Origin of the sequence: Kitasatospora sp. NPDC127121 (assembly GCF_042677305.1) — a bacterium.
In the GTDB taxonomy this organism is placed as follows: Bacteria; Actinomycetota; Actinomycetes; order Streptomycetales; family Streptomycetaceae; genus Kitasatospora.
In genome coordinates this window covers 70,783-92,789 of sequence record NZ_JBHXTQ010000006.1, presented here as the reverse complement: position 1 = coordinate 92,789, position 22,007 = coordinate 70,783, and the positions used below count along the sequence as shown (strand labels likewise).

Annotated in this window: 21 protein-coding genes and 1 riboswitch; of the genes, 11 read left to right on the top strand and 10 right to left on the bottom strand. The window is 74.0% G+C overall.

What is annotated here, in order from left to right:
• Nucleotides 1–258: 258 nt before the first annotated feature.
• Together ACFVHI_RS06055 and ACFVHI_RS06050 are read left to right on the top strand one after the other, a co-directional pair.
• Nucleotides 259–951: a phosphatidylserine decarboxylase gene (locus tag ACFVHI_RS06055; protein ID WP_063349590.1), complete on the top strand. Its 693-nt coding sequence runs from the start codon at nucleotides 259–261 to the stop codon at nucleotides 949–951.
• On the top strand, nucleotides 938–1,816 hold the full coding sequence (locus ACFVHI_RS06050) for a CDP-alcohol phosphatidyltransferase family protein (protein ID WP_030059975.1): 879 nt from the start codon (nucleotides 938–940) through the stop codon (nucleotides 1,814–1,816). The genes ACFVHI_RS06055 and ACFVHI_RS06050 overlap by 14 nt, the downstream gene beginning before the upstream one ends.
• Nucleotides 1,817–1,916: 100 nt before the next feature.
• Here the strand turns inward: ACFVHI_RS06050 and ACFVHI_RS06045 are convergent, their stop codons facing one another.
• Nucleotides 1,917–3,350 (bottom strand): hypothetical protein, encoded by a 1,434-nt coding sequence (locus ACFVHI_RS06045; RefSeq protein ID WP_244293475.1) that lies wholly within the window; start codon nucleotides 3,348–3,350, stop codon nucleotides 1,917–1,919.
• A gap of 346 nt (nucleotides 3,351–3,696) precedes the next feature.
• A complete protein-coding gene (locus tag ACFVHI_RS06040) occupies nucleotides 3,697–4,809 on the bottom strand; it encodes an alpha/beta hydrolase family protein (RefSeq protein ID WP_380336219.1) in 1,113 nt (370 codons plus the stop codon).
• 350 nt (nucleotides 4,810–5,159) lie between these two features.
• Nucleotides 5,160–5,292: riboswitch (cobalamin riboswitch) on the top strand.
• Nucleotides 5,293–5,399: 107 nt separating this feature from the next.
• Here ACFVHI_RS06040 and ACFVHI_RS06035 point away from each other — a divergent pair.
• Genes ACFVHI_RS06035 through ACFVHI_RS06015 form a run of 5 tightly spaced genes read left to right on the top strand, consistent with a single transcriptional unit; the run spans nucleotide 5,400 to nucleotide 12,100 of the window.
• The gene (locus ACFVHI_RS06035; protein WP_380336216.1) at nucleotides 5,400–6,368 is read left to right on the top strand and encodes a cobalamin biosynthesis protein; all 969 of its coding nucleotides are present in this window, start codon (nucleotides 5,400–5,402) and stop codon (nucleotides 6,366–6,368) included.
• Nucleotides 6,365–7,903 carry a cobyric acid synthase gene (locus ACFVHI_RS06030; protein ID WP_380336213.1) on the top strand — a complete coding sequence of 513 codons (1,539 nt, stop codon included), beginning with the start codon at nucleotides 6,365–6,367 and terminating at the stop codon, nucleotides 7,901–7,903. Before ACFVHI_RS06035 ends, ACFVHI_RS06030 begins: the two co-directional genes overlap by 4 nt.
• Complete coding sequence (locus ACFVHI_RS06025) at nucleotides 7,900–10,074, top strand: putative cobaltochelatase (RefSeq protein WP_380336210.1); 2,175 nt, start codon at nucleotides 7,900–7,902, stop codon at nucleotides 10,072–10,074. The genes ACFVHI_RS06030 and ACFVHI_RS06025 overlap by 4 nt, the downstream gene beginning before the upstream one ends.
• 6 nt (nucleotides 10,075–10,080) lie before the next feature.
• Entirely contained in the window at nucleotides 10,081–10,686 is a 606-nt protein-coding gene (cobO, locus tag ACFVHI_RS06020) for a cob(I)yrinic acid a,c-diamide adenosyltransferase (RefSeq protein ID WP_380336207.1), read from the top strand.
• 25 nt (nucleotides 10,687–10,711) lie between these two features.
• Nucleotides 10,712–12,100: a cobyrinate a,c-diamide synthase gene (locus ACFVHI_RS06015; RefSeq protein ID WP_380336304.1), complete on the top strand. Its 1,389-nt coding sequence runs from the start codon at nucleotides 10,712–10,714 to the stop codon at nucleotides 12,098–12,100.
• Between the two features lie 61 nt (nucleotides 12,101–12,161).
• Here the strand turns inward: ACFVHI_RS06015 and ACFVHI_RS06010 are convergent, their stop codons facing one another.
• The 4 genes from ACFVHI_RS06010 to ACFVHI_RS05995 form a co-directional block, all read right to left on the bottom strand.
• Entirely contained in the window at nucleotides 12,162–12,368 is a 207-nt protein-coding gene (locus ACFVHI_RS06010) for a hypothetical protein (RefSeq protein WP_380336204.1), read from the bottom strand.
• A gap of 146 nt (nucleotides 12,369–12,514) precedes the next feature.
• Nucleotides 12,515–12,976 (bottom strand): hypothetical protein, encoded by a 462-nt coding sequence (locus ACFVHI_RS06005; protein ID WP_063349582.1) that lies wholly within the window; start codon nucleotides 12,974–12,976, stop codon nucleotides 12,515–12,517.
• Between the two features lie 69 nt (nucleotides 12,977–13,045).
• Nucleotides 13,046–13,510 (bottom strand): hypothetical protein, encoded by a 465-nt coding sequence (locus ACFVHI_RS06000; RefSeq protein ID WP_380336201.1) that lies wholly within the window; start codon nucleotides 13,508–13,510, stop codon nucleotides 13,046–13,048.
• A 208-nt stretch (nucleotides 13,511–13,718) separates the two neighbouring features.
• A complete protein-coding gene (locus tag ACFVHI_RS05995) occupies nucleotides 13,719–14,231 on the bottom strand; it encodes a MarR family winged helix-turn-helix transcriptional regulator (protein WP_380336198.1) in 513 nt (170 codons plus the stop codon).
• Between the two features lie 147 nt (nucleotides 14,232–14,378).
• Here ACFVHI_RS05995 and ACFVHI_RS05990 point away from each other — a divergent pair, with 147 nt between their 5' ends.
• The 4 genes from ACFVHI_RS05990 (at nucleotide 14,379) to ACFVHI_RS05975 (ending at nucleotide 17,662) form a co-directional block, all read left to right on the top strand.
• Nucleotides 14,379–15,338, top strand: a complete 960-nt coding sequence (locus tag ACFVHI_RS05990; RefSeq protein ID WP_380336195.1) for an EamA family transporter — start codon at nucleotides 14,379–14,381, stop codon at nucleotides 15,336–15,338.
• 29 nt (nucleotides 15,339–15,367) lie between these two features.
• A complete protein-coding gene (locus ACFVHI_RS05985; RefSeq protein ID WP_380336192.1) occupies nucleotides 15,368–15,664 on the top strand; it encodes a DUF1330 domain-containing protein in 297 nt (98 codons plus the stop codon).
• Nucleotides 15,665–15,877: 213 nt separating this feature from the next.
• Complete coding sequence (locus ACFVHI_RS05980) at nucleotides 15,878–16,681, top strand: serine hydrolase (protein WP_380336189.1); 804 nt, start codon at nucleotides 15,878–15,880, stop codon at nucleotides 16,679–16,681.
• 21 nt (nucleotides 16,682–16,702) lie between these two features.
• On the top strand, nucleotides 16,703–17,662 hold the full coding sequence (locus ACFVHI_RS05975; RefSeq protein WP_380336186.1) for a hypothetical protein: 960 nt from the start codon (nucleotides 16,703–16,705) through the stop codon (nucleotides 17,660–17,662).
• 22 nt (nucleotides 17,663–17,684) lie between these two features.
• Here ACFVHI_RS05975 and ACFVHI_RS05970 read toward each other — a convergent pair whose 3' ends face one another.
• The 4 genes from ACFVHI_RS05970 to ACFVHI_RS05955 form a co-directional block, all read right to left on the bottom strand.
• Nucleotides 17,685–18,473, bottom strand: a complete 789-nt coding sequence (locus tag ACFVHI_RS05970) for a hypothetical protein (protein ID WP_380336183.1) — start codon at nucleotides 18,471–18,473, stop codon at nucleotides 17,685–17,687.
• Between the two features lie 66 nt (nucleotides 18,474–18,539).
• Entirely contained in the window at nucleotides 18,540–19,574 is a 1,035-nt protein-coding gene (locus ACFVHI_RS05965) for a hypothetical protein (protein WP_063349576.1), read from the bottom strand.
• The gene (locus ACFVHI_RS05960) at nucleotides 19,571–20,899 is read right to left on the bottom strand and encodes an MFS transporter (RefSeq protein ID WP_380336180.1); all 1,329 of its coding nucleotides are present in this window, start codon (nucleotides 20,897–20,899) and stop codon (nucleotides 19,571–19,573) included. Before ACFVHI_RS05960 ends, ACFVHI_RS05965 begins: the two co-directional genes overlap by 4 nt.
• Nucleotides 20,900–20,904: 5 nt before the next feature.
• The gene (locus tag ACFVHI_RS05955; protein WP_063349574.1) at nucleotides 20,905–21,840 is read right to left on the bottom strand and encodes an alkaline phosphatase family protein; all 936 of its coding nucleotides are present in this window, start codon (nucleotides 21,838–21,840) and stop codon (nucleotides 20,905–20,907) included.
• Between the last annotated feature and the right edge of the window lie 167 nt (nucleotides 21,841–22,007).

The window sequence follows — 22,007 nt, the reverse complement described above, 5'->3', positions numbered from 1 at the left end:
CGGGTTCCGCCGACGGGCCTGTTGAGACAAGTGTCACCAGCCCCGTCCGGTCCCTTGGGAACCGGACCGGGGCGAGCTACGGTCGTAGAGGTGGGACGCGCACACGCGCTTCCACCGGACACGTGAACGAGCAGGCGGGTTGCCCACCCACCGTGTGCTCCCGATAGCATCCACCGGGACAGCAAGCCGTCCCTCTATTACCCGATCCCGCGGTGGCCCCCGTCCAGCGGCCATGATCCCCCGCGACAAAGGTCTTCGATGCCCATCAGCCCGTCCCCTCACACCTCCGTCACGGACCGCGATGCCCTCGCAGCCACGACGGCCGGTCGGCGACCCCGCGTGACCATCGCGCGCGGAGCCACCCCCTGGTTCGTCCCCACCCTCGCCACGGCCGCCGTGACCACCGCCCTCACCCGGCGCAGCGGCAAGTGGGCCCTGGCAGCGGTACCCGCCTGTGCGCTCAGCGCGGGCATGCTGTGGTTCTTCCGCGACCCCGAGCGTGAGATCGGCGCGGGCAGAGTGATCTCCCCCGCCGACGGCGTGGTGCAGAGCATCGACGCCTGGCCGGACGGCCGCACCCGGGTCGCGATCTTCATGAGCCCGCTCAACGTCCACGTCAACCGCGCGCCCCTGCCCGGCACGGTGACGTCGGTCGAGCACGTCGCGGGCGGCTTCGTCCCCGCGTTCAACAAGGACAGCGACCAGAACGAGCGGGTCGTCTGGCACTTCGACACCGAGCTCGGCGACATCGAGATGGTGCAGATCGCGGGGGCCGTGGCCCGTCGCATCGTGCCGTACATCGCCGCCGGTACCAAGGTCGAGCAGGGCGACCGGATCGGTCTGATCCGGTTCGGCTCCCGGGTCGACACCTACCTGCCGGCCGGCGTCGAGGTCGGCGTCGAGGTCGGCCAGAAGACCACAGCCGGGGTGACGCGCCTTGACCGTGACTGATCCTGAGACAATCGTCGGCCTGGACGACGAGGAGACGGCCCTGCGCCGTCGCCGCTGGGCGCGCGACCGCGAGCTGCGCGCCCCACGCTCTCCCCAGCACCTGTCCACCGCCGACTTCCTGACCCTGGGGAACGCCGTCTGCGGCTTCCTGGCGATCTACTCGATCACCACCGGGGTCCTCGTCCCGCACATCACCAACCCGGACGCCGCACCCGACCGGCACAGCGCCGCCACCGCGGTCACGCTGCTGCTCATCGGCTCCATGTGCGACCTCTTCGACGGGCTGGTGGCGCGCAAGCTCCGCTCCTCCGCCCTCGGAGCGGAACTGGACAACCTGGCCGACCTGATCAGCTTCGGCATCGCGCCGGCCTACTTCGTCGCCGTCTGGGGCATGGTCTCGCAGGGCTCCAACAGCAAGCTCTCGGCGCTCATCGCGATCACCGTCCTGCTCGCGGTCGTCCTGCGGCTCGCCCGCTTCTCCGCCGTCAAGATGCGACCCGGGGTGTTCCAGGGCATGCCCTGCCCGATGGGCGCGATGACGGTGATCGCCATCGTGCTGCTCGACCCGCCGTTCCTGCCCGGTCTGCTCGCCATCTTCGGCGCCGCGTACCTCATGGTCAGCCGGATCGAGTACCCCAAGCCCCAGGGGCTGCTGGCCACCGCCACGCTGTGCTGGATCGTCGTCTCCATCGGCTGCCTCGCGGCCTGGGCGACCGGCCTGCCCGGTGGCGACGCCCTGATGCACGTCGGCGCCTTCGCCCAGATCACGCTCGCCGCGATGGCCCCACTGCTGGTCATCCGGCGCAAGGTCGGACAGAAGGTCGGCGACGTCCGCGCCAGGCGGGCGGAGTCCCGCCTCGGCTAGTCGTTCCCGTACGCGAGAGGGGCCCGGATCCAGTCGGATCCGGGCCCCTCTTCGTCGTGCCCGCTCTTCGGCGGGCGCTGCTAGGCGTCGACGGGCGCCGCTAGGCACCGCCGGTGTGCACGCTGAACGCCGAGCGGCGGGCCGCCCGCGCCACGCCCGGATCCGGATGCACGCTCGAGACCGCCGACAGCACCGAGGCCGCCCGCGGGTGCCCCGACTGCCGGGCCCGGGCGAACAGCCGCACCGGATCGCCCGCCGCGGCGCCCTCGACGTGGCCCACCAGCAGCTCCGTCTCGCCGTGGTCCAGCACCGCCGCCGCCGTGTCCACCCACAGCCAGGCCGCGTCCTCCGCCCCCAGCACGTCCGCCGGCGAAACCCCCTCGTCCGAGCGCTCCGCCAGCCACAGCAGCGCGTACGGGCGCAGCACCGGCTCGTCCACCGACCCCCGCACCGCCTGCTCCGCCGGGCCGCCGGCCACCCGCAGCGCCTCGAAGGCCAGCCCGCGCACCAGCGCGTCGTCCCCCTGCGCCGCGTCCAGCAGCTCCGCCACCGCCCGATCGGCCGGACGGGCCGCCACCCAGGCGCGGAACTCGGCCCGCGCCGGGCCCGGCGAATAGTCCGCGCAGGCGTTCAGCAGCTCGAAGGCGCTCTGCTCGATGTGCCCGGCCGCGGTCTGCGCGACCGTGCAGATCTCCTCCAGCTTCGCCCGCACCGCCCAGTGGCCCAGCGGCGACAGCTCGGCGGCCTCGTCCCTGCGGACCACGGCCCCGACGGCCGCCAGGCCGTCCAGCATCCAGTCCAGGACCGCGGCCACGTCCGCCGGCGACGGCGGGGTGTCGATCTGCGGCTCCCGGCACGTGCCGCGGACCGCCGACACCGCCGAGGCGGCGTGCGGCACGGGCGACAGGCCCGAACCGTCCGTGCCACCCACCCGGCGCTCGTCCAGACCCCGGCGCAGCAGCTCCAGCAGTTCGCCGTCCGACACCGGACCGGCCACCAGGTGCAGGAACGACAGCAACTGAGGCGCCTGGTCCACCGCCTGGCCGGCCAGCACCGCGAACACGCCCCGCAGGGCGGCCGGCGGCACCGGGGCCAGCAGCGTCCAGGCGTCGAACAGCGCCGACCAGCCGCGGACCACCGCCTCGTCGTCGTGCTCCCAGGCGTGCAGGCGCCAGCCCGGGACCGCACCGCCGTCCCTGGCCTCCACCAGGCCGACCAGCAGTGCCTGCCCCCACGCCTTGGCGGCGGCGCCGACCGTCATGGCCAGCGCCCGACCCGCCGCACGGGCGTCGTCGGGCAGCAGCTCGCCCCGCTTGTCGACCTCTTCCAGGTCCCCCGCCCAGCGGGCGATCCGGACGGCGTCCACCAGCATCCGGCGGGCCAGCGGCGCCAGCTCGGCCGGCGCGGGGAAGCCCTCCGGTACGGGAACCCTCCCCCGACCGGGCGCCGCAGCGGGCCCTCGTCGGCGGGGTACCCCGGCCCCGCCCGGCTTGCCGGCGGCGGGCCGGTGGGCCGTACCGGGGAGACGGGTCACCGTCGCACCAGTACCGATCGTCGGAGGGAGCGGGGCATCACGGTCGCGCGGATTCCGAGACGTCACGTCGAGCAGTCTTCCCCTTGTACCGGCCTTCTGTCACATCCGGTTGGCTGTACGGACGGGCGGCCGTCGACGGCGCCTCCCCAAGATCGGGCAACAATCGGGCAACAGAGGCAAACCGCCTGGCCGGAAACAGGTGGCGGGGGCATGCCATCCCGGCTCAACCCTTGCGGCGGCGGTCGCGCTACCCGCCCGACCGGTCACACTCCGTGGCTGACGGGTGAGGTCCGGGTTTCGTACAGAGGCCCTGTCGGTGTGACTTCTCGTGCGGGGGGGGCTGGGTTCAGAGAAGGGGGGTGAGCCAGCGGCGGAGGAGTTCGGTGTAGTGGGTGGGGGCCGAGTTCCAGAGGGTGGCGTGGTCGGCGCCCGGGAAAGGCCGGAGGCTGACCACGCCGGGGCGGGCGGCAGCGAGGCGCTCGGCGGCGCGGAACGGGGCGACCTGATCGTCGGGGCTGTGCAGGAGGAGGGTGGGGACACGCAGGTCGGCGCCCTCGGCGATGCGGCTGAAGTCGGCGAGGTCGACGCCGGTGCGGCCCTCGGCGGCGAGGGCGCCGAGCTCGGCGGCGGCGCCGGTGTAGCCGGCCCGGGCGGCGCCGCGGCGGGCGGTGGCGGGCAGGTCGAGGACCGGCGAGTCCAGGACGAGGCCGCTGATGGCATGGGCCCAGGCGGAGCGGGAGGCCGTCTGGAGGGCCATAGTGGCGCCGAGGGACCAGCCGTACAGGATGACCCGGCCGGCGCCGCTGTCGAGGGCGAGCCGGACCGCCGACTCGACGTCGCGCCACTCGGTCTCGCCGAAGTGGCCGAGCCCGTCCGGCGAGGCGGGGGCGCCCTGGTCGCCCCGGTAGGTGACGGCGAGGGCGGGCAGGGCGAGGCGGTCGAGGACGGGGAGGACCGGGAGGGTCTGCTGCCGGTCGGCGCCGGGGCCGTGGACGAGGATCACCCAGGTGCCGCGTTTGCCGTCGAGGCGCCAGGCGGGGAGCGCGCCGAGTTCGCCGTCGGCGGCGATGTCGGTGAAGGGGAGGCCGAGCGCCTCCGTGGGGTCGCCGAGGTGGACGCGGGGGGTGAAGCGGACCTCGGTGCCGGGAGTGAGGGTGCCCCGGTCGGCGCGGACGAGGCGGCGGGTGACACCGTTCTCGTCGCTGTGCAGGACGTCCTCGACGACGGCGTGGCCGTGGTCGTCCCACTCCACGGCCCATCGGCCGGGGCGCAGGCTCTCGGGGCGGCGGTTGAAGGTGATCCGGCCCGCGGCGAGGCTCCGCACCAGGACGGGGCCCGACTCCCGGACGGCGCTCGCCGGGTGGACCAGCCGTTCGGAGGCCCGACGGCCGATCACCAGGACGGCGGCCCCGGCGCCGACGACGGCGGCCGCCACGACGGCCGCGGTTCCCCAACGCATATCGCTCCCCGCTCTGCTGGTCTTGGCTGGTCTTGGACCGGACGGTGTCCGGGCGGTGTCCGGGCGCTGCTCGGACGGTGTTCGGGCACCAGTTCACCGGGGGGCCGCGCGGGCGGCCACCGGGCTGGGCCGTCCGGGGTACGGCGGGGCGTCGGGCAGGGCGGGCGTCAGGCGGGCGGGGCGTCGGGCGGGGCGGGCCTCGGGCGGGCGGGGCGTCGGGCGGGGCGGGCCTCGGGCGGGCGAGAACGGCACCGGCGACAGGGCTCCGAGGTGTGACCAACCCCTCCGTGACCTCGGTTGACTCCCGGTTCGGCCGCGTGATGGGATCCTGGGGCCAAACGGAGGCATGCAGAGGAAGCCGGTGCGAGTCCGGCGCGGTCCCGCCACTGTCACCGGGGAGCACGCTCGGAACATTGCCACGGCGGACCGTCAGAAGCCGCTGGAAGGCCCGGGGGTGCGTCCGACCCGGAAGCCAGGAGACTCTCGCCCCCGGTACGTCGATCCAGGGCGCGGACCCTGAGTGAGGACACGCACGCGATGCAGGCTGCCCCGACCCGCCGGACCCGACGCGGCCTTCCGCCGAACCCGCCGTGCGCCCGCTGACCCGCGCCGCCGCGTTCGCGCTCGGCGCCGCCGCGGGCTTCGCCGCGGACGCCCGCTTCGCCGACCCCCGGCGCGGCCACCCGGTGGCCGTCTTCGGCGGCGCGGCGACCCGGCTGGAGCGGCGGGTGTGGCAGGACGACCGGGTGGCCGGCGCCGGGTACACGGCGATGTGCGTGGGCGCGGTCGCGGCCGGCGCGGTGGCCCTGGACCGTACGGTGGGCCGGCGTCCGCTGGGCCGGGCCGCGCTGGCGGCCGCCGCGACCTGGACGGTGCTGGGCGGCACCTCGCTGACCCGGGAGGCGCGCACCATCGGCCGGTCGCTGGCCACGGGCGACCTGACGGCCGCGCGGGAACGGCTGCCGCACCTGTGCGGGCGGGATCCGAGCGCGCTGGACGGGCCGCAGATCGCCCGCGCGGTGGTCGAGTCGGTGGCCGAGAACACGGCGGACGCCGTGGTGAACGCGCTGGTCTGGGGCACGCTGGCGGGCACGCCGGGGCTGCTGGCGTTCCGCGCGGTGAACACGCTGGACGCGATGGTCGGCCACCGCTCGCCGCGGTACGCCCGGTTCGGCTGGGCCTCGGCCCGGCTCGACGACGTGGCGGGCTGGCCGGGCGCCCGGCTGACGGCGCTGCTCACGGTGGCCGCCGCGCCGCAGCCGAAAACGGCCTGGCGGGTCTGGCGGCGGGACGGTTCGGCGCACCCGAGCCCGAACGCGGGCCAGGCGGAGGCGGCCTTCGCGGGCGCGGTGGGCGTCCGGCTGGGCGGGACCCTCCAGTACGGGGAGCGGGTGGAGCACCGGCCGGTGCTGGGCGCGGAGTTGCGCCCGGTGACGGTGGACGACATCGAGCGGGCCTGCGTGCTCTCCCGGCGGGTGGGCGCGCTGGCCCTGGGTACGACGGTCGCGGGGCACGTCGCGCTGCGCTTGCTGACGACACGGTGGAGGGGAAGGGCATGAGCAACGCACTGCTGGTCGCCGGGACGACCTCGGACGCGGGCAAGAGTGTGGTGACCGCGGGCATCTGCCGCTGGCTGGCCCGGCAGGGGGTGCGGGTCGCGCCGTTCAAGGCGCAGAACATGTCGCTGAACTCCTTCGTCACCGCCGACGGCGCCGAGATCGGCCGGGCGCAGGCGATGCAGGCGCAGGCGGCCCGGGTGGAGCCGGAGGCGGCGATGAACCCGGTGCTGCTGAAACCGGGCGCGGACGGCCGCAGCCAGGTGGTGCTGCTGGGCCGGCCGGTCGCCGAGGTGGGCGCGCTGGACTACCGCGAGCGCAAGCCCGTCCTGCTGGAACGGTCGTTGGAGTGCCTGGCGGATCTGCGCCGCCGCTACGAGGTGGTGGTCTGCGAGGGCGCCGGTTCGCCCGCCGAGATCAACCTGCGGGACCGGGACATCGCCAACATGGGCCTGGCGACGGCCGCCGGGCTGCCGGTGGTGGTGGTCGGGGACATCGACCGCGGCGGCGTCTTCGCGGCGATGTACGGGACGCTGGCGCTGCTGTCGGCGCAGGACCAGCGGCACGTGGCGGGCTGGTTCGTCAACAAGTTCCGCGGCGACGCGCGGCTGCTGGCGCCCGGCCTGGACATGCTGCACGGGCTGACCGGCCGTCCGGTGCTCGGCACCCTGCCGATGCTGCCGGGCCTGTGGCTGGACGCCGAGGACTCGCTGGACCTGTCCACGGTGGTGGACCGGGTCGACGGCCGCGGCCCGCTCGGGGCGGACGTACTGCGGGTGGCCGTGGTGCGCTTCCCCCGGCTGTCGAACTTCACCGACCTGGACGCCCTGGCGCAGGAGCCCGGCGTGCTGGTGCGCTGGGTGACCCGGCCGGAGGAACTGGCCGACGCCGACCTGGTGGTGCTGCCCGGCACCCGGGCCACCGTGGCCGACCTGGCCTGGCTGCGCGAACGCGGCCTGGAGCCGGCGCTGAAGGCGCGGACGGCGGCCGGGCTGCCGGTCCTCGGGGTGTGCGGCGGCTACCAGATGCTGGCGCGCGGGATCGAGGACGAGGTGGAGTCCGGGGCCGGCTCGGTCGAGGGCCTGGGCCTGCTGCCGACGCACGTGCGGTTCGGCGCCGAGAAGGTGCTGGCGCGCCCGGTCGGCACGGCGTACGGGCAGCGGGTCGAGGGGTACGAGATCCACCACGGGGTGGTGGCCGTGGAGGGGGGCGAGCCGTTCTTCTCCGATGACGACGGGCACGGCCTGGACGGCTGCCGGGTCGGCCCGGTGTGGGGCACGACCTGGCACGGCGCGCTGGAGAACGACGGCTTCCGTCGTGAACTCCTGCGCGAGGTCGCCGCGTTGGCGGGCCGGGCGTTCGTGCCGGCGCCGGACACCTCGTTCGCCGAGGCGCGCGAGGCCCGGCTGGACCGGCTGGGCGACCTGATCGAGGAGCACGCGGACACCGACGCGCTGTGGAAGCTGATCGAGGGCGGGGTGCCGGCGGCCGGATCGCTGCCGTTCCTGGCGCCCGGGGCACCTGGGGAGTATGCATGAGTGACGTCCGCTATCCGTTCACCGCGATCGTCGGCATGCCCGACCTGCGGCTCGGCCTGCTGCTCAACGCGGTCTCGCCAGCCGTGGGCGGCGTGCTGGTGCGCGGCGAGAAGGGCACCGCGAAGTCGACCATGGTGCGCGCGCTGGCCGGCCTGCTGCCGACCCTCGCGGCCGTCGACGGCTGCCGGTTCGCCTGCGACCCGTCCGCGCCGGACCCGCAGTGCCCGGACGGGCCGCACGACCGCCCCTCCGCATCCGAACGCCCCGCCCAGCTGGTCGAGTTGCCGGTCGGCGTGGCCGAGGACCGGATCGTCGGCTCGCTCGACCTGGAACGGGCGCTCGCCGAGGGCGTCAAGGCGTACGAGCCGGGGCTGCTCGCCAAGGCGCACCGCGGCGTGCTCTACATCGACGAGGTGAACCTGCTCCAGGACCACGTCGTGGACCTGCTGCTGGACGCCGCCGCGATGGGCCGCTCGTACGTCGAGCGCGAGGGCGTGTCGGTGCGGCACGCCGCCCGCTTCCTGCTGGTCGGCACGATGAACCCCGAGGAGGGCGAGCTGCGGCCGCAGCTGCTCGACCGGTTCGGCCTGACCGTCGAGATCGCCGCCACCCGGGACCCGGCCGAGCGCGCCGAGGTGGTCCGCCGCCGGCTCGGCTACGACGCCGACCCGGCCGGCTTCGCCGCGCGGTTCGCCGCGGACGAGCAGGCGCTCGCCGAACGCATCACCGCCGCCCGGGAGTTGCTGCCCAAGGTGGAGCTGACGGATATGGCGCTACGTCAGATCACCGCCGTGTGCGCAGCGTTCGAGGTGGACGGGCTGCGCGCCGACATCGTGATGGCCCGCACCGCCGTCGCGCTCGCCGCCTGGGACGGGCGGACCGAGGTGCTGGAGGAGGACGTCCGCAAGGCCGCCCAGCTGGCGCTGCCGCACCGGCGCCGCCGCAACCCCTTCGACGCGCCGGGGCTGGACGAGGAGCAGCTCGACCGGACGCTGGAGGAGCACGCGCAGCCGGAGGAGCCCGCGCAGCCATCGGAGCCCTCCGAGCCCTCGGAGCCCGAGGGGTCCGGGGAGCTCGGAGGCTCAGGAGAGACCGAGGGCGACGGGGACGGCGAGGGCGACGGCCCCGAGGACGACGGTCCCGGCCCGGACGGCGGCCCCGGCGGCGGCCCGGACGGCGGCGGAGCCCCCGAGCCCACCTCCGGCCCGCAGGCATCGGCCGCCGAGCCGGACGAGCCGCTCCAGCAGCCCGTACCGGCCCAACACCCCGCCCCCGCCCGGGAGTCGGCGCCGGTCGCGGCTGGCGACCCGTACCGGACCAAGCTGTTCACCGTGCAGGGCACCGGCCACGGCGCCCAGGGCCGCCGCTCCCCCGCCGAGACCACCGGCGGGCACACCGTGCGCGCCCGGCGCCCCCAGGGCACGCTCAGCCGCCTGCACCTGACCGCCACCTTGCAGGCCGCCGCGCCGCACCAGGCGGCGCGCGGGCGGGCCGGCCGGGCGCTGGTGCTGCGCAAGGACGACTTCCGCGAACAGGTCCGCCAGGGGCGGGAGTCCAACCTGGTGCTGTTCGTCGTCGACGCCTCCGGCTCGATGGCCGCCCGGCAGCGGATGACCGCCGTCAAGGGCGCCGTGCTGTCCCTGCTGATGGACGCCTACCAGCGGCGCGACAAGATCGGCATGATCACCTTCCGGGGCGCGGACGCCGAACTGGCGCTGCCGCCGACCTCGTCCGTGGAGGTCGGCGCGGCCCGGCTGGAGTCGCTGCCCACCGGCGGCCGCACCCCGCTGGCCGCCGGCCTGCTGCGCGCGCACGAGGTCCTGCGGGTGGAGCGGCTGCGCGACCCGAGCCGCCGCCCGCTGCTGGTCGTGGTGACCGACGGCCGGGCCACCGGCGGGCGGGACGCGCTCGCCCGGTCGCAGCGCGCGGCTGGACTGTTCGCCGCGCAGGGCACCGCCAGCGTGGTGCTGGACTGCGAGTCCGGCCCCGTCCGGCTCGGCCTCGCCCGCACCCTGGCCGGACTGCTCGGCGGCACCGCCGTCAGCCTGGACGAGCTGCGCCCCGAGGGCGTCGCCTCGCTCGTCCGCGAGAACCGCCACGACGGCCGGCGCGACAGCCGCCATGAGAACCGTCGTGAGAACCGTGCCACCACCATGCGAAAGGCGGCCTGAGCCGACATGCCCAAGGGTGTCCCCGAGAGCGTCCCCGCCGACGGCCTGACGACCCGTCAGCGCCGCACGCAGCCGATCACCGCCGTGCACACCGGCCCCGGCAAGGGCAAGTCAACGGCCGCGTTCGGCATGGCGCTGCGGGCCTGGAACCAGGGCTGGCCCGTCGGGGTGTTCCAGTTCGTGAAGTCCGCCAAGTGGAAGGTCGGCGAGGAGAACGCGCTGCGCGTGCTCGGCGCCTCCGGCGAGGGCGGCACGGTCGACTGGCACAAGATGGGCTCCGGCTGGTCGTGGATCCAGCGCTCCAGCGAGATGGAGATGGACAGCGAGGCGGCCGCCAAGGAGGGCTGGGAGCAGGTCAAGCGCGACCTGGCGGCCGAGACCTACCGCTTCTACGTGCTGGACGAGTTCACCTACCCCATGCACTGGGGCTGGGTCGACCCGGAGGAGGTCGTGTCGGTGCTCAAGGACCGCCCGGGCAGCCAGCACGTCGTCATCACCGGCCGGTACGCACCCGAACCGCTGACCGAATTCGCCGACCTGGTCACCGAGATGACCAAGGTCAAGCACCCCATGGACGCCGGCCGCAAGGGCCAGCGCGGTATCGAGTGGTAGACCGTTGAGCACTGCCGGCAGGCCGTTGGCCGCCATCCCCCGCCTCGTCATCGCCGCACCCTCCTCGGGCGCCGGCAAGACCACCGTCGCCACCGGCCTGATCGCGGCGCTCGCCGCGCGCGGGCTGGCGGTGTCCCCGCACAAGGTCGGCCCCGACTACATCGACCCGGGCTACCACGCGCTCGCCGCCGGGCGCCCGGGCCGCAACCTGGACGCCTTTCTGTGCGGCCCGGAGAGGATCGCCCCGCTCTTCCTGCACGGCGCGGCGGGAGCGGACGTCGCGGTGGTCGAGGGGGTCATGGGCCTGTTCGACGGGGCCTCCGGGCGGGGGGAGCTGGCCTCCACCGCGCACGTCGCCAAGCTGCTGCGGGCGCCCGTGGTGCTGGTGGTGGACGGCTCCTCGCAGTCCCGGTCGGTGGCCGCGCTGGTGCACGGCTTCGCCTCCTGGGACCCGGAGGTGCGCCTCGCCGGGGTGATCCTCAACCGGGTCGCCTCCGACCGGCACGAGCAACTCCTGCGCGAGGCCCTGGAGGAGGGCTCGGGCGTGCCCGTGCTGGGCGCGCTGCGCCGCTCCACGACCGTCGCCACGCCGTCGCGCCACCTCGGGCTGATCCCGGCCGTGGAGCGCTCGGCGGAGGCCCTGCGTGCCGTCGCCGACATGGGTGAACTCGTCGCCGCCTCGGTCGACTTGGACGCCCTGCTCGAACTCGCCCGGACGGCACCGGAGTTGACCGCCGAACCGTGGAGCCCGTCGGCCGAGGTCGACCCGGTGGCCGGCACGCCGCGGATCGCGGTCGCGGGCGGCGCCGCGTTCTCCTTCTCGTACGCCGAGAACGCCGAACTCCTCACCGCCGCAGGCGCCGAGGTCGTCCCCTTCGACCCGCTGCACGCCACGGCACTGCCCGACGGCACGGCCGGCCTGGTGATCGGCGGCGGCTTCCCCGAGCTGTACGTCCGGGAGCTGAGCGGCAACACGGCACTGCGCGGGGCCATCGCGGCGTTCGCCGCCGGCGGCGGCCCGATCGCCGCCGAATGCGCCGGACTGCTCTACCTGGGGCGCGAGTTGGACGGCCTGCCGATGTGCGGCGTACTGGACACCGGCGCCCGGATGACCGAACGGCTCACCCTCGGCTACCGGGAGGCCGTCGCCCTGCACGACTCCCCGCTCGCCCGGACCGGCACCCGGGTACGCGGCCACGAGTTCCACCGCACGGTCTGCGAACCGGGCGCGGGCGAACACCCCGCCTGGGGCTGGCGCCTGCCCACCGGCCCCCGCACCGAGGGCTTCGCGGGCAGCCACGTCCACGCCTCCTACCTGCACCTGCACTGGGCCGGAGCCCCGTCCCTGGCCACCTCCTTCGCCTCCGCCGCAGCCGCCCACCAGACAACCCCCGGCAAGCCCGCGTCACCGTAACCCCCCTCGGCGGGCCACCCGGCCCTGCGTCGGCAGGGCCTGAGGGCCGGACGCCTGTCCGCTACGCCTCGGTGTCCTTCGGGTGCCTGGGCGAGGCATAGACGAGGTGGACGACGCGGGCCGCCTCGTCCACCACGTACCGCACCCGGCCGCCGGCGGTCACCTCGTACTCCCACTGCGGCAGCTCGACGCCCCCGAACACGCGGGCGGCCAGCCGGCCCCGCAGCCGGTGCTGCCGATCCGGATCCCCCGTGGACAGGGGGTTCACCCGGAGCGCCTCGAAACAGCGGCGGGCGTTCCCGGCCGCCTCCGCACACAGCTCTCCCCACCCCTTGGCAGCCTCCGTCGTACCGAATCGCAGCCGCCACTCCGTCCCGACGGGCGGGGGCGGCACATCATCACCGCGCTTCGGGCTCACGGCTCGATCACCTCGCCGTGATCGTCGCCGGGCAGGGGCCTGGCGAGCTCTGCCGCCAGCTCCGGGTCCGCCAGCACTCTCGCGGTGGCGCGCCACTCGACTATCACCCGGTGCAGATTGGCGTGCACGTCCAGGTCCACGGCATCGCGCGTCGCGTCCACGAGGTCGACGACGAACTCGCGCACCTCCGCGGCCGACAGGTGCCGGACCCAGGGGAAGACGGCGGGGAGGGCCAGGAGCACCGCCTGCGTGCCCTCATCGCTGCTGATCAACGCGGCGAACAGGCGAGCGGCGACATCCGCGGTCTGCTCGCGCTGACGGTCGTGACGCTCGGTGGTGAGGTACAGGTCCTCCCCGTCGCGGCGCGTGACGTGCACGCGCTGGACTCGCTCCACACTGTCCGCGACGCGCTTGGAGTTCTTCGAAAGATCGGAGAACGACACGGTGAGAGTCGACATGGCTCGACGCTAGTTCGGAATACGTTCCGAAGTCAATCGCACGGGCCGCCCGGCCGCGCCTCGCCCGTCTCAGGACGGGCCGTTGCCGAAGGTGCCGGTCAGGGGGTCGGGGCGGTCGGCGCGGTGGCAGGTGGCGCAGCGGAGGCGGGTGTAGATCGCCACCGGGCCCATGAAGACGTCCTCGCGGCCGTCCGCCGGGGAGGCGGAGGCGGCCGGTCCGCCACAGTCCAGGCAGGCGCGGCGGGGGCGGGCGGCGATGGAGCAGGCGCGGCAGAGCAGGTGGGTCGGGTGCTCGGCGTGGACGACCACGGGCTGGGGGCCTCCGTCGAGCAGATGGACGCACCACGTGCAGGACTCGTCCACCTGCGCCGCCAGCATCCGGGCCCTGGTCTCCTGCTGCCACCTGGCGGCCTTCTGCACCGGGACCGTCACCGGCGGCCCCCACCCGGCGGCACTGAGCCACTGGGCCCCCTCCGCCCCTGCCGCCCGCAGCTGGTCGTCGACGGCGATGTCCCTGGGGGTCTTGTCCTTCATGGGCTCCTCCTCCGGTGCGGTTCCCGCCGGGTTAACGCCACCGGGGAGGCCGTGGACACGCGAACTGCCCGACCACTACGGCCACCTGCCGCTGCCGCCGCCCGCGCACGCCCGAACCGACCGTCACCGCGGGGCCCGCCCCGGCCCCCCAACGTACGCCGAAGCGCCGGGCCGCGCGGCGGTTCAGGCACAGACGCCGGGGCCGCGCTCAGCCCAGCAGGGGCTCGGTGTCGCCGTGCGCGATGAGGAGCTTGCGCAGCAGGGTGTCGAGTTGGGCGCGCTCGTCGGCGTCGAGGCCCGCGAGGATGTGCTCCTCGTTGCGGACGTGGCCGGCCAGCGCCGCGTCGATGAGGTCCTTGCCAGCCGGGGTGAGGCGGACCAGCACGGCGCGGCGGTCGTCGGGGCAGGGGTTGCGTTCGACCAGGCCCTTGGCGGAGAGACGGTCAACCCGGTTGGTGATGGCGCCGGAGGTGACCATGGCGGCCTTGAGGAGGGCGCGGGCGTTGAGCTCGTAGGGTTCGCCGGAGCGGCGCAGGGTGGCCAGGACGTCGAACTCGGAGGAGTCCAGGCCGCAGGAGCCGAAGTACTCGCGCAGGGCGCCGTCGACGCGGACGTTGAGGCGTCGCAGCCGGCCGATCAGGCCGATGGCCTCGGTGTTCAGGTCGGGTCGGGTCCTGGTCCACTGCTCGACGATCTCGTCGACGGTGTCGCGCTGCTGCATGGCCTGACGCCTCCTCGGTTGCCGCTCGCCGCGGCTCACGGCTGGACTGGCAGGCAACTATCTTAACATTCACATACTTGACGTTCACTCACCCAGGGGCGTACTAATTATCTCAACGTTCAGATAATCAACGTTGAGGGGGATGTCATGGGTGGAACACGCGCAGGAGTGGCCGTCACGGCGGCACTCGCCCCGGCGGCCTGGGGCACGACCTACCTGGTCACCACACAGCTCCTGCCCGAAGGCCGTCCGCTGCTGCTCGCCGCCCTGCGGGCCCTCCCGGCCGGACTGCTCCTCCTGCTCATCGGCCGCAAACTGCCCAAGGGGCGCTGGTGGGGGCGCGCAGCCGTGCTCGGGATGCTCAACATCGGGCTGTTCTTCCCGCTCACCTTCGTCGGCGCCTACCGCCTGCCCGGCGGCGTCGCCGCCACCATCGGCGCGATCCAGCCGCTGCTCGTGACCGGCCTCTCGATCGGCGTCCTCGGCGTACGGCCCGGACGGCGGGCACTGCTCGCAGGGCTCGCCGGCGTCGGCGGCGTCGCCCTACTGGTACTGAAGAGCGGCGCACGACTGGACGGCACCGGGATCGCCGCCATGGTCGGCGCGATCGCACTGATGGCCACGGGCACCGTCCTCACCCGCCGCTGGGGCCGCCCGGAAGGGGCCACCCTGCTCGACCTGACGGCCTGGCAGCTGCTCGCCGGATCACTGTTCCTCGTCCCGCTCGCGGCCGCCGTCGAAGGCGCGCCGCCCGCACTCAGCGGCGCCAACCTCGCCGGGTTCGCCTACCTCGGGCTGTTCAGCACCGCGCTCGGCTACGTCCTCTGGTTCCGCGGCATCGACCGCCTCGGCGCCGGACCGGCCTCCTTCCTCGGCCTGATCAACCCGGTCGTCGCGACCGTGGGCGGCCTCGTCGTCCTCGGCCAGACCCTCACCCGCTGGCAACTCCTCGGCCTGCTGCTCGCCCTCGGCGCCATGCTCGCCGGCCAGGCCCCCACCCGAAAGCCCACTCCCGCTCCCGACCCCGACCCCGCCACCGCCACCGCCACCGCCACCGCCACCGCCACCGTCCCCAACGCCCCCACGCTCGCCCCGGCCACCCGCTGACCACCGACCGCCCGGACAAGGAACACACCATGCACTACGTCCTCATCACCCGCACCGACCACACCCCGGACGCCGCCCTCGGCCACTACCTCGCCAACGTCGGCGCCACCATGGAGCCCTACCAGGGCCGCCTGCTCGCCTTCGACACCCCGGCCCGCCTGGAAGGCGAGACCGCCTACACCAAGACCGCCATCCTCGAATTCCCCACCGCGGCCGACGCCGACGGCTGGTACCACTCCCCCGCCTACCAGGCCCTCGCCACCTGGCGCATCACCACCATGGGCCACCCCGTCACCATCACCACCGTCCCCGGCCTACCCGCCTGACCCCACCCCCGCCCCCACCCACCAACACAGCAACACACCGCAGCCCCGCCGAGCCCCACCGGCGGGGCTCCGGCTCGTCAGCGGCCAGCGCACTCCCACCAACTGCACTGCCGGCCAGACCGGTTCGACCTTCGCGCGTGGCGTGTGACGCCCCCAGGCGGGTAGACGACGGTTAGCCTGAACCAACTGGCGCGAGAGGAATGGGATGGCCTGATGGTCGATTCCGACGGCGTGCGCACTGCGATCGCCGCACAGATCGAGGAGTTCACCCAGGGTGCCGACGCGGGCGTACGCAGCGTCCTGGTCAAGACACTCGGCAACCCGCAGCTCACCGTCGCCCACCATGCGGACCTCGTGCTACCCGCCGCGAGCCTGGCGAAGATGATCCTGGGGGTCGCGCTCTTCGAGTGGGCCGAGCGCGGTGAAGTCGACCTGGACGCCCGGGTCCGCATCGGATCCCTTCCCGGCACCATGTACCCGAGCGTGCTCCAGGCCCTCGACCCTGATTCGACCGTCACCGTACGGGAGTTGTGCGGTTTCACCCTGGTGACCAGTGACAATCCAGCCGCCGAGCACCTTCGCGCGGTGCTGGGGCAGGACCGGATCGACTCCACGATCAAGACACTCGGGCTGCACGCGACCCTCTTCCCGGCAGGGTTCTCCGAGCGTGAACTCGGCCCCCTCGGACGCGCCAACACCACCACCGCCGAGGACATGCTGCGGTTGGTCGAGCACATCGACCGGGCGCCGCATCTGGAGCCGATCCGCCGATACCTGGTCAACTACTTGAGGAACGACAGGATTCCGTCCCGGCTGGACGACGATGTCCCGGTGCGGCACAAGACCGGCAGCCTGCGCGGCATCGTCAACGATGCGGGCATCGTCCTCCACCCAACCACCCCCATCGCCATGGTGTTCCTGACGAACAATCAGTCCGATAACGTTCGTACGGCGCAGGAGATCGGGGAAGTCTCCGAGCGGATCGTCCGGATCATCGCAGACGGTGCGGCGCTCTGACGTCGCCCACGGGGGTGCCGCATGGCCGTGTCTCGAGAGCGACAACTGCGCAAGATCCTGGCGCTCGTCAACATCCTCGCCCTCACCACGGGACTGGCGTGTGTGGTGGCGGCCGCGCTGCTGACCCACCAGCAGGTCGTCGCCACCGTTCTCAGCCTCATCGGCGGCGCCTTCGTCTCGGCTGCAGCCGTGACCCTGGCCATCGGATCCCTCACCGTGCGGGAGACCACGGAGCAGGTGGACAGCGCCGTCCTTCGCGGCATGCAGGACGTCCTCGGCCCGGTACGCGATCCGCTGTTCTCCGGCGCGCTGTCCGCCTACCGCTACGACTGCCTGCTCTCACCTGCGCCGGCAGGCGACGCCCACCCCGACTACCTCTACCAGAGCTTCCGGATCTCCTACCGGATCGACGTCCTCCCCAAAACGGTGACCATCGCTTGTCTCGCCTCCAACGACGATGCCGGCCTGGACGGATTCACCGGGCCGGAGTGCCTGCTCCGGTGGATGATCGACGACAACCTGGACCCGGACGATCCCGAGGTCTTCACCATCGGAGCGGTCCGGGTAGACAACCGGGACCTGGAACGCAAACCCTCGACGCATGAGACCGTCGCCGGCGGGCGAGCCCGGATCGACCACTTCTCGGTGCCCCGCGACGCCCAGGTCACCGTGGGCCATCTCGTCGAGCTGAGCATCACGGCACGCAAGTTCGTGGGCAACGATCGCCGGGTCCGCATCCAGGCTCAGGTGTTCCGCCACGTCACCGATGCCGAGTACCGGCTCACCATCGACCCTGCTCTCAAACCTACCCGCCTGAGCGTGAACGCCTCGGAGATCAGCGCGCTCGGGGCGGCCCACGGCGCCAGTGTCCGGGCCACCTTCCCCGCTCCGTTCAACAACACGGCGGGGCTGATCCAGTTGCCCTTCCCGCTCCAGCCGGGGAGCGTCATGGCGTTCACCATCGACCGGGACGTGGCCTGAGCTGCGGTGCCGTGGCGCGCCCTCAGCCGGTGGCGCGGATGTAGATGTCGGCGGCGCCCGGGGCGGCGCCGGGGATGGTGGCGACGTAGATGCGGCGGGTGGTCTGGGGGTGGGTGGGGGGCGGGGTGGGGGTGAGGAAAGGGGTGGGGGTGGGCGTCGGAGTGGGGGTTGGGGTCGGGGGGAGGGTGACGGAGGGGGTGGGCTCGGGGGTGTCGTCGTCGAGGTCCGGGGTGGGGTCGGCGTCGGGGTCGGGTTCGGCCTCGGGGTCGGCGGCCTGGAGGCCGGGGGGTGCTGCGGGTGCCGGGGGCGCCGGGTCTGCGGTGGTGGCGTCGGGGGTGGGTGACGGGGTGGGCTCAGGGTCCGGGGGGAGTTCGGGGGCCTCGGCCGGGCCGTCGCCGCCGAGGGCGGCGGTGAGGTCGGCGGGGAGGGGGGCGGTGGGGCCAGGGGCCGGGAGGTCGTAGGCGCGCAGGAAGTCGCCGAGGCCGACGTCCTTGCCCGCGACGCGGTAGTGCAGGTACGCGATGGGGGCGCCGTCGGGGGTGTGGGTGTAGATGGCGCCGACGGGGACGTAGGAGCGGCCGACGCCGGGGTGCTGGGAGGGGTGGAGGCCGGCGAGGAGTTCGGCGCGGTCGCGGTCGGTCTCGCGGCCGACGCGGCCGGCGGTGAGCGAGTTGACGCCGCGCACCACGAGGGCGGCCGCGACGGACACGCAGAGGACCAGTCCGACGGCGACGGTGCGCCGCAGGACGGGTCGGCCGTGCAGGGCCGGCCAGGAGTCGGTGACCGCGCGCTCGGGCGGGATGCCGTCCACGTTTGTCGTTCCCCCGTTCGATCAGGACGTCATTGTGCTCGACGAGGGACCGTAGCCGAGAGTTCCTCAGCCCAGGTAGGCGGGGGCGACCGCGGCCTGGGTGACCCGCCGGGGGGCGCCGCCGCCGTCGGCGGGGACGGTCCACAGGTCGGCGCCGTAGTCGCCGGGCAGAGCGTAGAGGAGGGTACCGGTGTCCGACCAGACGGCCTGGTCGTCGATGTTGCGCTGTTCGGCGGTGGCGGTCTCGGTCATGGTGGCGAGGTCGAGGACGTACAGGCGCCAGGGGGCGTCGGGGGACAGGCCGGGGACGCGCTTCTTGTAGGCGATGCGGGTGCCGTCCGGGGAGAGCGAGGGGCACTCGACGTTCTCGTGCAGGGTGGTGAGGGTGTGGGCGGCGAGGTCGCCGCGGACGAGGTGGGTGTGGCCGCCGGTGGCGAGGGTCGCGTAGAAGGTGTTGTCGTCGGCGAAGGTCACGCCCCAGATGTTGATGTCGTGGGCCTGGTAGGGGTGGCCGTCCTTGATCACGTCGAAGGTCTCCAGGTTGTCCCGGAGGTTCCAGTCGCGGACGTCGACGATGGAGGTGCGGGTGGAGAAGTCGGTGCCCGCGTAGGAGTCGCCGCTGACGAAGACCGTCCAGGCGGCGAGGTGCCCGGACGGGGAGACCCGGGAGCGGGTGGGGATGCCGGCCGCCGGGTAGGAGCGCCGTTCGCGCAGGTGGTCGTCGAGGACGACGGCGCGGTAGGTGTCCTCCAGGGCGCCGTGCTGGGCCTGGAGGCAGATGCCGGTGCCGGCGGCGGCGTAGAAGCGCAGGCACTGGACGCCGGAGGCGGTGCGCGGGCCGTCCGGGCGGTCGGCGGGGACGGCGGTGAGTTCGTCGCGGTGCGGGCCCCAGGCCATGTTGCGGAAGACCAGTTTCCGCCCCTCGGAGGGCTTTTGCAGGGTGACGGCGCCCTCGGTGACGGCGGGGCCGCCGGGCTGGGCCTGGTCGCGCCGGGCGGTGCGGTCGGCGGCGTGGAGGACGGCCCCGGTGCCGACGGCGCCGAGCAGCAGGACGGCGACCAGGAGGATGATCACCCTGGTCCGGTTCTGGAGTCGGTTCACGGGCTCTCCTCGACGGTGGTGGCGGCGGGTTCACGCAGGACGGCGGCCGCGCCGAGCACGCAGAGCGCGAGCGCCCCCGCCGACCAGCCGAGCGCGCCGGTGCCGCCGACCGCGCTCCACAGCGCGCCGAACAGCAGCGAGCAGGCGAACCGGGCGAGCGCCTGCCCGGTGCCGACCAGGGCGAGCCCGGCGCCGCGCTGCCCGGCCGGGACGGCGTCGGCCGCGGCGGCGGCGAGCACGCCGTCGGTGGCCGCGTAGAAGGCGCCGTGCAGCACGAGGACGCAGACGGCCACCGCCGGGCCGCCGGCCGGTGAGAGCAGCAGCCCGTACGCGAGCAGCAGCAGCACGTGCCCGCCGAGGAAGAGCCGGCGGCGGCCGATCCGGTCGGCGAGGGCGCCGAGCGGGACGGCGAGCAGCAGGAAGGCGGCGGCGGTGCCGAGCGGCAGCAGCGGGAACAGGTCGACGGAGAGGCCGAGCCGGCGCTGGACGAGGAGGTAGAGGAAGGAGTCGCTGACGGTGGTGAGTCCGAGCAGGACGGCGCAGAGCGTGAGCCGTCGCAGCCCGGGAAGCCGCAGCAGGGCGAGGCTGTCGCGCAGCGATGGAGCGGTAGTTGACGGATCGTCGGTCGACGGCCGGTTCGGCACGAACAGCAGCAGGACCAGCACGCCGAGGGCGGCGACGCACGCGCTGACCGTGAACACCGCGTTGTAGCCGTGCCGTTCGCCGCCGTCGGCGAGCATCGGCCCGCCTGCCAGACGCAGCACGAGGAAGGCGGTGAGCGGGCCGAGCAGGGCGCCGGCGGTGTCCATCGCCCGGTGCACGCCGAACGCCCGTCCGCGGTGGGCGGGTTCGGTGGAGAGCGAGATCATCGCGTCCCGGGGTGCGGTGCGCAGGCCCTTGCCGGTGCGGTCGACGGCGATCACGGCGCCGATCAGCGGCACGGTGTGGACGAGCAGCAGCAGCGGTTTGCAGAGCGCGGACAGGCCGTAGCCGACGGCCGCGACGGCCTTGTGGCGGGCGGCGCCGTCGCGGCCGCGGCGGTCGGCGAGGTGGCCCCCAGCGAGGCGGACGAGCGCGCTGAACCCGTTCTGGATGCCGTCCAGCAGCCCGAAGCCGAGCGGGGAGAGGCCGAGGCCGGTGAGCAGGTAGAGCGGCAGGACGGCGGTGACCATCTCGGAGGAGATGTCGGTGACCAGGCTGACGGCGCCGAGGGCGAGCACCGTCCCGGGTACGGCGCGCAGGGCGGCGCCGCGCCGCCCCGGCGGCTCCGTTGCGGAGGCCGGGGCGGCGGGGGCCTTGGAGCTGCGGGAGTCCGCGACGTACACGGGCGTCAGTTCCAGATGCCGGTGATGTCGGTGGCGTTGGCGGCGTTGCCCGCGTGGGTGGTGAGCCCGGCGAGGTCCTCCAGGGTGCGCAGCACGTTGTAGTGGTTGTAGGTGGTGCCGGTGCTGCTGCCGGGGGTGACGTGGGCGCCGTAGACGACGGTCGGGATGCGGTTGCCGGCGAGGCGGTTGTCCTCGTCGAAGGTGACCACGAGCAGGCTGTTGTGGCTCTTGGCCCAGGTGGCGTAGGCGGCGAGGTTGGTCTGCAGCCAGGTGTCACCGGTGCCGACGGAACAGTCGTGCATGTCGTTGCACAGGTCCGGGATGACGAAGGAGACCTTGGGCAGGGTGGTGTAGTCGGTCGGGAAGGCGTCCATGCCGTAGGCGCTGGAGGCGGGCACGTTGCCGAAGCCGAACCACGGGTTGTGCTTCTGCGCGTAGTTGTCGACGCGGCAGTCGGTGGCGCCCTGGGCGGGCAGGCCCTCGTTGTAGCTGGCCCAGGTCTGGCCGGCGGCGAGCAGTTCGGAGCCCAGGTTGGGCTGCTGGAGGGCGCCGACGTCGACGCAGCTGTCGTCGGTGACGCCCTGCGCGCTGCCGGAGAACAGCATGTAGTAGTTGGGCTGGCTGGGGTGGGTGAGCGCGAAGGACTGGGTGAGCGTGGCGCCGCCGGCGACCAGCGTGTTGTTGATGTACGGCGCGCTGGAGCTGCTGCCGATGACCTGCGAGTAGGCGTGGTTCTCCATCACCACGACGATCACGTGGTCGGGCGAGGGCAGCCCGCCGGCGGTGTCGGCGGCCGCGCTGCCGCCGGCGGCCCACAGGCCGAGCGAGCCGCCGACGAGGCCGAGCCCGGCGGCGAGGGCGGTGAGGGGCCGGCGGAGCGGGCGGCGGAAGGGGCGGCGGGGGGACGTGGTTCCGGGGGTGCGGAGTCGTGCGAAGGCCATCGGGTCCTCCGTGCGTCGGGGCTGCCTGGTTGGAGCGCCGAGAACAGTAGGATCGCGCCGTGTCGTGTACCGCACAAGACAAGTGAAGAACAGGCGAACAGCTGCCGCCCGTTGGCGGTCCACGCCACAGCCGCCCCGATTGACCCGTTCCGACCGGGCGTGGTGGG

Coding starts and splice junctions, on each gene's coding strand:
- ACFVHI_RS05980 (WP_380336189.1), top strand. CDS start 15,878: ATGGTCGATTCCGACGGCGTGCGCACTGCGATCGCCGCACAGATCGAG.
- ACFVHI_RS06055 (WP_063349590.1), top strand. CDS start 259: ATGCCCATCAGCCCGTCCCCTCACACCTCCGTCACGGACCGCGATGCC.
- ACFVHI_RS05990 (WP_380336195.1), top strand. CDS start 14,379: ATGGGTGGAACACGCGCAGGAGTGGCCGTCACGGCGGCACTCGCCCCG.
- ACFVHI_RS06000 (WP_380336201.1), bottom strand. CDS start 13,510: ATGAAGGACAAGACCCCCAGGGACATCGCCGTCGACGACCAGCTGCGG.
- ACFVHI_RS06040 (WP_380336219.1), bottom strand. CDS start 4,809: ATGCGTTGGGGAACCGCGGCCGTCGTGGCGGCCGCCGTCGTCGGCGCC.
- ACFVHI_RS05975 (WP_380336186.1), top strand. CDS start 16,703: ATGGCCGTGTCTCGAGAGCGACAACTGCGCAAGATCCTGGCGCTCGTC.
- ACFVHI_RS05955 (WP_063349574.1), bottom strand. CDS start 21,840: ATGGCCTTCGCACGACTCCGCACCCCCGGAACCACGTCCCCCCGCCGC.
- ACFVHI_RS06025 (WP_380336210.1), top strand. CDS start 7,900: ATGAGTGACGTCCGCTATCCGTTCACCGCGATCGTCGGCATGCCCGAC.
- ACFVHI_RS05985 (WP_380336192.1), top strand. CDS start 15,368: ATGCACTACGTCCTCATCACCCGCACCGACCACACCCCGGACGCCGCC.
- cobO (WP_380336207.1), top strand. CDS start 10,081: ATGCCCAAGGGTGTCCCCGAGAGCGTCCCCGCCGACGGCCTGACGACC.
- ACFVHI_RS06005 (WP_063349582.1), bottom strand. CDS start 12,976: ATGTCGACTCTCACCGTGTCGTTCTCCGATCTTTCGAAGAACTCCAAG.
- ACFVHI_RS05995 (WP_380336198.1), bottom strand. CDS start 14,231: ATGCAGCAGCGCGACACCGTCGACGAGATCGTCGAGCAGTGGACCAGG.
- ACFVHI_RS06030 (WP_380336213.1), top strand. CDS start 6,365: ATGAGCAACGCACTGCTGGTCGCCGGGACGACCTCGGACGCGGGCAAG.